Raw genomic sequence first — 11,631 nt, forward strand, 5'->3', positions numbered from 1 at the left:
GCGAGCCGAGGGACCGGGTGGGAACTCAACCGGCCCGCAGGAGGCAGGTGAGGCGGGCGGTGCAGACCCGGTCGCCGAGCTCGTCGGTGATGACGATCTCGTAGGTCGCCATCGACCGCCCCCGGAAGACCGGCGTCGCCACCCCGGTGATCGTGCCTGTTCGCGCCCCTTTGTGGTGCGTGGCGTTGATGTCGATGCCGAGCGCGAACGGCCGGTCGACGGTCTCCCCGTGCAACGTCGCACCCACGGATCCGAGCGACTCGGCGAGCACGCAGGACGCCCCTCCGTGCAGCAGCCCGTACGGCTGGGTGTTGCCCTCCACCGGCATGGTGGCGACCACTCGATCGGGTGACGCCTCGATGAACTCGATGCCCATCCGGTCGCCGAGCACCCCGGCCGGCCCTGCTGACTTCTGCTGCTCCAGACCCTCCACGAGCAGTGACGCTACGTCCTGGGTCGCGGGTGTGGCACCGGACCCCTAGGGTCAGTGCGTTCGCAGACCTGAAGGAAGACCTGGATACGAGGAGGGCCCGCATGACCGAGCCGCAGGAGACCGTCGAGACGCGTGGGGACGACCGCGTCGATCTGATCGCCACGGACACGACGGGCGACGGCAAGCCGGACGTCTGGGTGTCCGACACCGACGGGGACGGCAAGGCCGACCTGTTCCAGTTCGACACCGACGGCGACGGCAAGGTCGACATCACGATGGTGGATCTCGACCAGGACGGCACACCGGACGCGGTGGTGGACGGGGACGGCGGGCTGCCGCCTAGCTGAGGGCCAGCACGGCCAGGTAGTAGGGCCGATCGGCGTCGTCGATCGCCTCCAGCCGCCACGGGCTGCCATCCAGCAGCGACGACAGCTCGGCCGGCGAGCAGACCAGGTAGTCGAACCACTCGGTCGCCAGCATCCGGTACCGCAGACGCAGCCGCAGCTGCCCACCGAGGCGGCCGCGGGCGCGGTTGCGCTCGTGGTAGCCGAGATGCACGGGGTCGGTCGTGCCGTAGGGGTCGGTGCCCTGCGCCACGATCCGCGCGCCGGGGTTGGCCAGCTCGGCCAGCGCCGCCAGGAAGGCCGGCGCGCGCTCCCGGCTCTCGAACAGCCCGAGATTGTTGCCGAGCAACAGGAACGTGTCGTAGCGGGCGCTCGCCCGCGCGTACCCGTCGACGGTGTTGAGAACCGTGTCGCGCAAGCCGCGCTTGCGCGCGATCTCGATCGCGCCCGGCGATGTGTCCAGGCCGGTGACGGCGACGCCGCGGCGTTGCAGTTCGAGAGAGGTACGCCCGGCACCGCAGCCGACGTCGAGCACATGCCCCCGGCACAGGCGCAGGGCGCGATGGTCGTGCGGCTGCCACTCGTGCGGCTCGCCGAGGTAGTGATCCGCCGGGGCGCCATTGATCAACCCGTCGTCCCGCTCGATCACCTCGATCACCGGCCGCGGCACCCGCCCACCGGCGAGCGGCCGAGGCCCGACCCCGGTCCGCGCCGCATAGGCGTCCCTGATCATCTCGCCGAAGACGTCGCCGATGGCAGGTTGATCCACTGGAACTACCATTCAGGTATGGCGACGCTCGAGCAACTCGGCTCGGAGAAATACGTCCTGCTGACGACGTTCCGCAAGGACGGTCGCGCGGTCGGCACGCCGATCTGGGTGGTGCCGGACGGCGACGGGATCGCCTTCTGGACGGTCAAGGCCAGCGGCAAGGTGAAGCGGATCCGCAACAACGGGCGGGTCACCGTGCAGGCCTGTGACATCCAGGGCAAACACCTGCGCGGCGACGTCGTCGAGGGCGAGGCCCGGTTCGGCGACGCCGACGACCGCAAGCGGGTGTCGGCAGCGCTGCGCCGCAAGTACGGCATCGTCGGCCGGCTCTCGCTGATCGGCAGCCGGATCCGACGCGGCGCCGAGGGCACCTTGATCATCCTGGTGAAGTAAGAATCAAGAGCCGAAGAAGGGGCGATCGCCTTCCCCAGCGCTCGCCCCTTGCAACGATCTTTCGGTCGACTGCGGTCAGTCGCCCTGACGCTGCGTGGGAATCTGCCCCTGCAGCAGGGCACGAACCTCCGACTCTCGGTAGCGGCGGTGGCCGCCCAGCGTACGGATAGCGCTGAGCTTGCCGGCCTTCGCCCATCGAGTGACGGTTTTCGGGTCGACACGGAACATCGACGCCACCTCGGCCGGCGTTAGTAGCGGCTCTGGGTCGTGCGTACGCGATGCCATCGGTCACTCCTCCACAGGTACCTAAAGACATCGGCCGGGGTCCCGCCGGCCGGTGCGTCTCTCATGGTCCGGCTAGTCCCCGATGTCCGACATGGGCCGAACGGCCGAACGTCCCTAGATAGACGGTTGAAGCATGCCCGATTTTTACGTTTTTTCTACGCCAGATAGTGCCTCGTTTAGTCCGATTATCACCCTTCGGGACCCGCCGATCACGAAGAGTGTTCGCCTTGTAAACGCTTTCTGGAGCGGCGAAACCTGCCCGTTCGTACCGTTTCGGCTGGTCAGTTGCATCGCTCGAGCAACTGGACGGCCCGCCACCGGGCGACGATCTTCTCGTACGCCTCCGTCGCCGCATCGGCGTCGCCCCGGGACAGCGCGGAGAGCCCCGCGGCCACCAGTCCGGGTGAATCGTCCGATGCCAGATCCTCCTCCGGCAGGAGGCTGGTCAACCCGCCGTAGTCGAGCTCGACGATCGACCGCGGATGGAACTCCTCCAGCCACTTCGTGCCCTCCTCGACCGCCTCGGTGATCGGGGCATCGCCGAGTGACTTGCGCAGCACCGACACACCCCGGTGCGCGCGCCGGCGGGCCTTGGAGATCTCGGTGCGGTAGCGCAGCGTGCGGCGCGACCCGTTGAGCACGATCTCGCGCTCGTCCAGGTCGACGAAGACGAACCAGCGCAGGGGCACGCCCCACGTCGCGATCTGCTCGTGCACCCGCGGCACGCCCTGCTCCAGCACCTTGGCCCCGCTGCGCCAGTCCTCGACCACGGCCTTCGCCTGGCCGGCCAGCACGGGCGGGACGAAGGCGTCGGCCAGCACCGAGGGCACGCCGTCGCGGGCGTTCAGCGCCGCCTCGGCGACCCGGAGCCGCAGGTTCCAGGGGCAGACCAGCAGCGTGTCGCCCCACTCCAGCACGTACGCCTCGTCGGGCAGGTCGGGCAGCCTGGTCCAGCCCGCGCCCAGCGCCTCGAGCACGGCGGTGCGTTGCTTGACCGGGCCCTCGGCCAGCCCGAACGCCCGTCCCTCCCGGGCGTACCGGCGCCAGAAAACCTGCCGCTCACGGTCGAAGGCGGTCAGGGGCTCGTAAACCCGCAGGTACGACGCGAACAGTGACGGCACGCCGCGATCCTTTCACGCACTGCCCCGGACTGACGAGGGTCAGGGCTCCGGCCACTCGCCCGACCGACGGGCCGGACCGCTGAGGCATAGGCTCGGCTGAGGGCCGGCAGCACCCTGCCGGCCGGTTCACCCCCAAGGCCCCACAAGGGTCGGCACTCAACGAGGAGCAGTCACATGGGCGTGTTCGACACCGACGGCACCGACGCCACGGGTCACGAACAGGTCGTCTTCTGTCAGGACCGGCAGAGCGGGCTACGCGCGATCATCGGGATCTATTCGACGGCGCTCGGACCGGCGCTCGGCGGCACCCGGTTCTACCCGTACGCGACCGAGGAGGACGCCGTCGCCGACGTGCTCCAGCTCTCCCGCGCGATGGCGTACAAGAACGCGATGGCCGGGCTCGACCTGGGCGGCGGCAAGGCCGTGATCTGGGGAGACCCCGCGGAGCTGAAGAGCGAGGCGCTGCTGCGGGCGTACGGGCGTTTCGTGCAGTCGCTCAATGGCCGCTACTACACCGCGTGCGACGTCGGCACCTACGTCCCCGACATGGACGTGATCGCCCGCGAGACGCAGTTCGTGACCGGGCGCAGCGTCGAGCACGGTGGCGCCGGTGATTCCTCGGTGCTGACCGCCTGGGGTGTCTTCCAGGGCATGCGGGCGGCCGCCGAGCATGTCTGGGGCACGCCGTCGCTGGCCGGGCGCCGGGTCGGCATCGCCGGGCTGGGCAAGGTCGGCAAATACCTCGCCGGTCACCTGATCGAGGACGGCGCCACGGTGGCCGCGACCGATGTGAGCGAGACCGCGCTGGAGTGGGCCCGCACCACGTACCCCCAGATCGACCTGGTGGCCGACACGCAGGCCCTGATCACCTCCGAGATCGACGTGTACGCGCCGTGCGCCCTCGGCGGCGCGCTGGACGACGAGACGGTCGCTCAGCTCCGCGCGAAGGTCGTCACCGGTGGCGCCAACAACCAGCTCGCCCATCCCGGCATCGAGAAGCAGCTCGAGGAGCGCGGCATCCTCTACACGCCGGACTACGTGGTGAACGCCGGCGGCGTGATCCAGGTGGCCGACGAGATCGAGGGCTTCAACTTCGAGCGCGCCAAACTACGCGCTACCGGGATCTTCCAGACGACCCGCCGCATCCTGCAGCTCGCCGATGACGAGGGCGTGCCGCCGGCGCTCGCCGCTGATCGACTGGCCGAACGTCGCATGGTTGAGGTCGGCAGGTTGCGCGGCGTCTATCTCCGCTGAGACACGCCATGCTCCGTGTGTGAGACACGTCGCGACGCGCGGTCGTGTCTCACACAACCCGAGGTGCCGAAGGCGGCATCATCCATGTACCGTAAGAGCCACGAGAGATGCCTGACGTCATCGGGGCCCGCCTTCGGGCTGCCCCGAATTCTGTGCGAGGGGGTCGAGCCATGGGGCGCGGCCGTGCTAAGGCCAAGCAGACGAAGGTGGCCCGGGAGTTGAAGTACCACTCCCCGAACACCGACCTCACCGCCTTGCAGCGCGAGTTGGCGGGTGCTGGTAAGTCCGACCATCACTTCGACGACGACGACAACGAGTTCGTCGACGACGAGGATGAAGCGGACGACCAGGACGACCGCTGGTCGCCATCAAGGCGTTGACGACTGACCCGTTCGCACACACGAGCACGCGGCTGACCGCGTGCTTCAGTGTGTGACGGTCAGCCGAGCATCCCCGTTTCGCCGGAACAGGAACCCCACGCGGTTCGACCGCGTGGGGTTCCGGTGCCGTGCTGCTTCAGCGCGGGCGATTGTTCCAGTTGTAGAACGTGGGGATGTTCTCGAAGTGGTTCCAGGCGCAGACCGCCGAGCCGCCGTCCTTTGACGTGCTCTCCGCACGCTGCCGCCGCGCCTCCTCGGCCTCGGCGAGCAGGGCCGAGAGCCCGTCGCGAGCGCCCGCCCCTCGAGCCGCCACGGGATCCCGCGCTGAGTTCTCCGCGCCGTCCGACGGACCAGGCGCCGGCGGCGACACAGCTTCAGACGGCCGTGGGCTCATGATCTCGGGCATGGTCCAGGACTCCCTCCAGTAGGCGGATCTTGCTGTTACGGCAGTGGTCGGTCTCGGTCCGGTCGAAGCGACCGTGCTCGAAATACCGGTTCGCCGCGTGGGCGCCGCCGCAGAACCCGAAATACGGGCACGTCCCGCGGCACGCCTCGACCCCGGTGAGGAACTCCGCGATCCAGGGCGTACCGGCGGCTCCGGCGAGGATCTCGCCCAGTGGGGTGTGCAGCACGTTGCCGCTGGTGAAGTCGCCGTACCGCGGGTCGTGGAAGCCGGCCAGCTCGGGCGAGAGCAGCACCACCGAGCCGTCGTGCGCGACCGTCGGGATGGGATCGAGCTCGCGTGGCAGCAGGTCGTCGGCGGTGCCGTCGAGCACCGACGACACGTAACGCAGCGACCACTCCACCTCACGCAGGTGGATGCGTGGGTCGCGGCGCCAGGCGGCGAGCAGCTCGGCCCAGAACCCGGTCACGTCGGCGGCCGGGTGGCGGTTCGGGCGCTCGTTGACGCCCTCGAGCTCCTCGACGTTGATGCCGAGCACGTCACAGCCCAGCTCCAGGAAATACGAGTACAGCTCGGTGGCCAGGCCCGGCTCGGGGCGCCCGACGACGCACAGCGCGGAGAACGGGATGTCGTGCCGGCGCAGCGCCGCGATGCCCTTGACGATGCGGTCGTAGGCTGGCCGCCGGCCCCGCGTGACCCGGTCGCCGTTGCGTGCCTCGGGGCCGTCGACGCTGACGCTGACGCGGACCCCGTGGGTCTTGAAGAACTCGCACCACTCGTCGTCGATCAAGGTCGCGTTGGTCTGGATGTGATGCTCGACGCCCGCGCCGAAGGGCGCGAAGAGGGCGGCGAGGTGGTCACGGCCGGCGGCCATCGGCTCCCCGCCGTGCCAGACCACGGAGAAGCGACGGGTACGCGCCCAGCCCGCGATCGACGCCGCCACCGCCTCGGCGACGGCCACCGGCATCCGCCGGTCGACCTTGCGGAACGGCAGGTAGCAGTAGGCGCAGTCGAGGTTGCAGAGGGTCGTCGGCTGCATCACGACATAGGTGGGGACAGAGGAGATCCCCCGCATCCCGCTCCATGCCATGGCCCCACCCCCGTCCCATCGACAAGGCCAGGCTAGGCCCGCAAGTCCACCCGAGTGTGCCCATGCGGCGGGCGCGCAGGGAAGATCCGCGCGGCCGACGAATCGACGCACGCAGATCATTTCACACCAGATGACGAAATTGCGTAGGTCTGCCGTGAGTCCGCACAAGGGCGGCGTCCGGCGGTGGAGGACTTATCCCCGGGTGTACTGACCCACCATCTGGACCTCGCCGTTGCCCTCGATGACCTCGCCCACCTGCCACGCCTCGACGCCGCGGCCGGTCAGGTAGGCCATCGCGCGGTCCGCGTCGTCGGACGAGACGATGGCGAACATGCCCACGCCCATGTTGAACGTGGCCTCCATCTCATGGTCCTCGATGCGGCCCTTGGCCTGGATCAGGTCGAAGATCGGCTGCGGACGCCACGACGCCCGGTCCACGACCGCATCCACGTGCTCGGGCAGGATGCGGACCAGGTTGCCGGGGATGCCGCCGCCGGTGACGTGGGAGAACGCGCGGACGTCGGTCTCCTCGATCAGGCCGAGGCAGTCCTTGGCATAGATCTTCGTCGGGGTGAGCAGCTCCTCACCGAGGGTGCGCTGACCGCCGAAGTCGTCGACCACGGTGTCCAGCCGCATCCGGCCGGCGCCCAGCAGCACGTGCCGGACCAGCGAATATCCGTTGCTGTGCAGGCCGGACGACCGCATCGCGATGACCGCGTCGCCCACCTCGACCCGCTCACGGCCGAGGATCTCGCTCTCCTCGACCACGCCGACGCCGGTCGCGGACACGTCGTACTCGTCCGGGCGCAAGACGCCGGGGTGCTCGGCCGTCTCGCCGCCGAGCAGCGCGCAACCCGCATACCGGCAGCCGTCCGCGATGCCGGCGCCGATCTCGGCGACCTTGTCCGGCACCACCTCGCCGCAGGCGATGTAGTCGAGCAGGAACAGCGGCTCGGCGCCGCACGCCACCAGGTCGTCGGCCACCATCGCGACCAGGTCGATGCCGATGGTGTCGTGGATGTCGAGCTGCTGGGCGATCACCAGCTTGGTGCCCACGCCGTCGGTGGACGAAGCGAGGATCGGGCTCTTGTACTTGTGCGCGTTCAGCCGGAACAGGCCCGCGAAGCCGCCCAGGTCACCCATCACCTCGGGCCGGGTGGTCTTCTTCACCTTCGATTTGAGCAGCTCGACCGCACGCTCACCGGCGTGGATCGAGACGCCCGCGTCGGCGTAGGTCACCGTGCGCTTGCGCCCGACCCGCCCGCTGCCGGCCACCCACGGCTTGTGGTCGCCCTCGGCATCGTTCGATCCGGCACTGTTGCGCTCGGACACGTGCGTCACGGTTCTCCCCTTGCTGCTGGTGCTGCCGATGGATCCGGGTGTTACGGGCGCTGCAACGCGTCGACCGCGGCCTCGCGGTGGTCCGCATCGAGCTCTGCGTACTCCGCCTCCAGCTCGGCCACCGCGGCCGATGCCTCCTGCGGGGTGGCATCAGGCATCGTGGCACGGCGCCCGACACCCTCGAGCAGGTGCTTGCCGATCAGGTTGCCGGCCGGCAGCTCGATCGGATACTCCCCGTCGAAGCAGGCCATGCACAGTCGTGTCTTCGGCTGCTCGGTCGCCTGCACCAACCCGTCCAGGGAAACGTAACCCAAGGTGTCCGCGCCGATCGAGCGCCGGATGCCCTCGATCTCCAGCCCATTGGCGATCAACTCGGCCCGAGTGGCGAAGTCGATGCCATAGAAACAGGGCCATTTCACCGGCGGGGAGGAGATCCGGACGTGCACCTCGAGCGCCCCGGCCTCGCGGAGCATGCGGACCTGCGCCCGCTGCGTGTTGCCGCGGACGATCGAGTCGTCGATCACCACGATCCGCTTGCCGCGGACCACCTCGCGCAGCGGGTTCAGCTTCAGCCGGATGCCCAGCTGGCGGATGGTCTGTGAGGGCTGGATGAAGGTACGGCCGACGTACGCGTTCTTCATGAAGCCGGCGCTGTACGGAATGCCCGACTCCTCGGCATAGCCGATCGCGGCCGGGATGCCCGACTCCGGCACGCCGATCACCAGGTCGGCGTCGACCGGGTGCTCCTTGGCGAGCCGGCGGCCGACCCCGACCCGGGCGCTGTAGATGTTGCGGCCCGCGATCGTCGTGTCCGGCCGGGCCAGGTACACGTACTCGAAAAGGCAGCCCTTGGGCTCCGGCGCGGCGAACCGGGTCGACCGCAGGCCGTGCTCGTCGATCGCCAGGATCTCGCCGGGCTCCACCTCGCGGACGAAGCTGGCGCCGACGATGTCGAGCGCCGCGGTCTCGCTGGCCACGGCCCAGCCGCGCTCCATCCGGCCGAGCACCAGTGGGCGGACCCCCTGGGCGTCGCGCGCCGCGTACAACGTGCCCTCGTCCATGAAGACGAAGCTGAACGCGCCCCGCAGGCGCGGCAGCACCTCCATGGCCGCGGCCTCTACCGAAAGGTCGGGCTTGGCCGCCAGCAGCGTCGTGACCAGGGCGGTGTCGGAAGTGCCCAGGTCGGCCTCGAGCCCGCGCTCGGCGACCTCGCGGGCCAGCTCGGCCGTGTTGACCAGGTTGCCGTTGTGGGCCAGGGCGATGGTCGTGCCCGCCGTGGTCGCACGGATCGTGGGCTGGGCGTTCTCCCAGTTGGACCCGCCGGTGGTGGAGTAACGGGTGTGCCCGATGGCGAGGTGCCCGCGCAGGCTGGCCAGGGTCGGCTCGTCGAAGACCTGGGAGACCAGGCCGAGATCCTTGTACACCACGACGCCGGAGCCGTCGCTCACGGCGATGCCGGCCGCTTCCTGGCCACGGTGCTGCAATGCGTAGAGACCGAAGTATGTGAGCTTTGCGACCTCTTCCTCCGGCGCCCAGACACCGAAGACGCCACAGGCATCCTGGGGGCCGCGCTCCTGGGGGTCGAGATCACCGGTCAGACGGCCGTCGCCTCGGGGCACAGACTTGCTCCCTCATGGTGGATTGAACGCCTCGCTGCTCAAGGGCCGAGTGTACGCGGTCCCACGGGCGGTGGCTCGGGTCAGCCCGACGGGTGCAGCGGCAGCCACTCCGACAAATCGGTCCGGATGCCGCTCGCCCTGATCCTGCCGCTACTCACCGCATCTTCCCAGCTCAGGCGCCCAGTGGCGGCCAGCAGCCAGGTCATCGGATCGGTCTCGACCACATTGGGCGGTGTGCCACGGGTGTGTCGCGGACCCTCGACACACTGAATGGCACCGAACGGTGGAATCCGGACCTCCACCGATCGGCCCGGCGCCACCCGCGCCAGCTCGGCGAGAAGTGAGCGGACGGCATCACGCAATACCGTGCGGGCGGGTTCGGCGCCGTGATCCAGCGCGTCCAACGCGTCTTGCACGGACTCGGATTTATTGTGCGCAGAGGACACGTCGGGACGATACGACTCGTTTCTGAGGGATCTCCCGTCGCCCCTGACTCGCGCAATGGACCCGCGACAGGGCATAGTGGCCGACGGTGTAATCGACGCCCGGATCACCGGACACTTCAGCGGCCGGAGACCGTGCGACCGGAAGGCGGTGGACGTGACGACGCACCTACGAGCCCGAGCGGCCCAGGCCGGTGCGTTAGTGGCGCTGGTCGGCGGCCTGATCGCGATCGGCGGCGCGCCCGCGTGGGCAGCCGACCCGACCGTCCAGGTGGTCAGCCTGTCCTCCACCGACGTCGCCTCCGGCGGCCGGACGACGCTGAAGTACAGCATCACGAACAACAACCAGCTCGGTGAGTCCGACAACCAGATCCGGATCAATGTCAGCGGCATGACCTGCGCCGGCGACTGCTCACCGTCGCAGATCATCCTGCCCGGACAGACGCGCGACTTCACCGCCAACCTGACCGCGCCGGCGGTCAACGCCGGCGCGAACCGCGAGATCCAGATCCGGATCACCGCGAACGCGAACAACGGCCGCGCCGAGGCGACGGAGACCGTCACCGTCCGCGGGCCGGAGAAGCCGCAGCAGGTCACCGCCGTCACCGGCAAGGTCAAGGACGCCAAGAACAAGTCGGTGTCCGGCGCGCAGGTGGTCATGCAGGACAGTGCCGACCACCGGTACGAGACGACCAGCAACGGCGACGGCGAGTTCACCTTCCGATCCTCCGACAGCAAGCCGATCGCGCCGGGCTCCATCTCGGTCGGCGCCGGCAAGGACGACTTCGAGCCGGCCGCGGTCAGCGTCAACGGCGCCGCGGGCAAGACGGTGACGGTCACGCTCACCGTCACCGCCAAGGCGGTCACCCCGTCGGCCACACCGTCGACGGCCGAGGCGAGCGCGCCGGCCGACGAGGAGACCGACGCGGCCACCGATCCGGCCACCGAGGACGCCGCCACGGACACGAAGAACACGGCCGGCGAGCAGGACGACGACGGCTCGCTGCTCTTCATCATCCTGGGCGGCCTGCTGGTCGCGGCCGGGGTCGGCGCGATCGTGCTGGTGCTGATGCGGCGCCGGAACTCGGGCGGCGACGACGATGACGACGCCGGTCTGCCGGGTGCGCCGGTGCCGCCGGCCCGCGGTGGCGGTGGCTACGGCGACGCGACGCGGGTGGCCGCACCGGTCGGCGGCCGCGCCGACGACGCCACCATGGTGGCCGGTGCGGGCCCGGGTGCCGGGGCGGCGTCGCTGGCGAACGCGCCGACGATGATCCACCGGGCGGTGCCGGCCGACGACGAGTTCCCCGACCCGTACGGCGCGCCGCTGCAGCCGCAACAGCCGGCCAACCCATATGCCAACCCGTACGCGAACCCGGGCCCGGCGACGCAGACCTACGGCGCCGCGGCGGTCCCCGCCCAGGCCGCGCCCGGCGGCGGGTACGACGACCAGTACTACGACGACGGCCGGCCACAGGCGTATTACGGCCAGGAGCCGTACGGCGGCGCCCCGGAGCCGCAGCGCTTCGACGAGCCGACCGGCATGTACCGGCCCGAGGAGTACGCCGAGCCGCCCGCGCCCGCGGCCGGGACCTACGGTCGCGCCGGAGCTCCGCCGCAGCAGGAGTGGGACGCTCCGGCGCCGCAGTCCGGTGGCGCCTACGGCGGCGGCACCTACGGTGGTGGCGCCGGCGGTTACGACCAGGGCGGCGGCTATGCCCAGGGCTACGACCAGGGCGGATACGACCAGGGGTAC

14 protein-coding genes are annotated in these 11,631 nt (G+C 70.0%); 5 read left to right on the plus strand and 9 right to left on the minus strand.

What is annotated here, in order from left to right; translation table 11 throughout:
- Positions 1-25: 25 nt before the first annotated feature.
- Positions 26-433, minus strand: coding sequence for a hotdog fold thioesterase (locus AB0M20_RS09840; protein WP_364296383.1), 408 nt, complete (start codon positions 431-433; stop codon positions 26-28).
- Between the two features lie 101 nt (positions 434-534).
- Between AB0M20_RS09840 and AB0M20_RS09845 the strand changes: the two genes are divergently transcribed.
- Positions 535-780, plus strand: a complete 246-nt coding sequence (locus AB0M20_RS09845) for a hypothetical protein (protein ID WP_364296385.1) — start codon at positions 535-537, stop codon at positions 778-780.
- On the opposite strand, the gene AB0M20_RS09850 is transcribed toward AB0M20_RS09845, so the two are convergent.
- Positions 773-1,558: a class I SAM-dependent methyltransferase gene (locus AB0M20_RS09850; RefSeq protein WP_364296387.1), complete on the minus strand. Its 786-nt coding sequence runs from the start codon at positions 1,556-1,558 to the stop codon at positions 773-775. The two genes, AB0M20_RS09845 and AB0M20_RS09850, sit on opposite strands and share 8 nt — an antisense overlap.
- 6 nt (positions 1,559-1,564) lie before the next feature.
- Here AB0M20_RS09850 and AB0M20_RS09855 point away from each other — a divergent pair, with 6 nt between their 5' ends.
- Positions 1,565-1,939 (plus strand): PPOX class F420-dependent oxidoreductase, encoded by a 375-nt coding sequence (locus AB0M20_RS09855; RefSeq protein WP_364296389.1) that lies wholly within the window; start codon positions 1,565-1,567, stop codon positions 1,937-1,939.
- A 75-nt stretch (positions 1,940-2,014) separates the two neighbouring features.
- On the opposite strand, the gene AB0M20_RS09860 is transcribed toward AB0M20_RS09855, so the two are convergent.
- Positions 2,015-2,224: a BldC family transcriptional regulator gene (locus AB0M20_RS09860; protein ID WP_014687221.1), complete on the minus strand. Its 210-nt coding sequence runs from the start codon at positions 2,222-2,224 to the stop codon at positions 2,015-2,017.
- Positions 2,225-2,505: 281 nt separating this feature from the next.
- On the minus strand, positions 2,506-3,345 hold the full coding sequence (locus AB0M20_RS09865; RefSeq protein WP_364296391.1) for a hypothetical protein: 840 nt from the start codon (positions 3,343-3,345) through the stop codon (positions 2,506-2,508).
- A gap of 174 nt (positions 3,346-3,519) precedes the next feature.
- Between AB0M20_RS09865 and AB0M20_RS09870 the strand changes: the two genes are divergently transcribed.
- Positions 3,520-4,599 carry a Glu/Leu/Phe/Val dehydrogenase gene (locus AB0M20_RS09870; protein ID WP_364296393.1) on the plus strand — a complete coding sequence of 360 codons (1,080 nt, stop codon included), beginning with the start codon at positions 3,520-3,522 and terminating at the stop codon, positions 4,597-4,599.
- A gap of 170 nt (positions 4,600-4,769) precedes the next feature.
- Positions 4,770-4,979 carry a DUF3073 domain-containing protein gene (locus tag AB0M20_RS09875; RefSeq protein WP_364296395.1) on the plus strand — a complete coding sequence of 70 codons (210 nt, stop codon included), beginning with the start codon at positions 4,770-4,772 and terminating at the stop codon, positions 4,977-4,979.
- Positions 4,980-5,115: 136 nt separating this feature from the next.
- Here the strand turns inward: AB0M20_RS09875 and amcA are convergent, their stop codons facing one another.
- The 5 genes from amcA to AB0M20_RS09900 form a co-directional block, all read right to left on the minus strand.
- A complete protein-coding gene (gene amcA / locus AB0M20_RS09880) occupies positions 5,116-5,292 on the minus strand; it encodes a multiple cyclophane-containing RiPP AmcA (protein WP_364296397.1) in 177 nt (58 codons plus the stop codon).
- Positions 5,293-5,353: 61 nt separating this feature from the next.
- A complete protein-coding gene (amcB, locus tag AB0M20_RS09885) occupies positions 5,354-6,457 on the minus strand; it encodes a cyclophane-forming radical SAM peptide maturase AmcB (protein ID WP_364296407.1) in 1,104 nt (367 codons plus the stop codon).
- Between the two features lie 207 nt (positions 6,458-6,664).
- Entirely contained in the window at positions 6,665-7,813 is a 1,149-nt protein-coding gene (gene purM, locus AB0M20_RS09890) for a phosphoribosylformylglycinamidine cyclo-ligase (protein WP_364296399.1), read from the minus strand.
- A 41-nt stretch (positions 7,814-7,854) separates the two neighbouring features.
- A complete protein-coding gene (purF, locus tag AB0M20_RS09895) occupies positions 7,855-9,432 on the minus strand; it encodes an amidophosphoribosyltransferase (protein WP_364296401.1) in 1,578 nt (525 codons plus the stop codon).
- A gap of 80 nt (positions 9,433-9,512) precedes the next feature.
- Positions 9,513-9,878 carry a sterol carrier family protein gene (locus AB0M20_RS09900; RefSeq protein ID WP_364296403.1) on the minus strand — a complete coding sequence of 122 codons (366 nt, stop codon included), beginning with the start codon at positions 9,876-9,878 and terminating at the stop codon, positions 9,513-9,515.
- A 154-nt stretch (positions 9,879-10,032) separates the two neighbouring features.
- Between AB0M20_RS09900 and AB0M20_RS09905 the strand changes: the two genes are divergently transcribed.
- Positions 10,033-11,631: carboxypeptidase regulatory-like domain-containing protein (locus AB0M20_RS09905; protein ID WP_364296405.1), on the plus strand; the 1,599-nt coding region annotated here is incomplete at its 3' end.

The organism is Actinoplanes sp. NPDC051633, from assembly GCF_040681735.1.
In the GTDB taxonomy this organism is placed as follows: domain Bacteria; phylum Actinomycetota; class Actinomycetes; order Mycobacteriales; family Micromonosporaceae; genus Actinoplanes.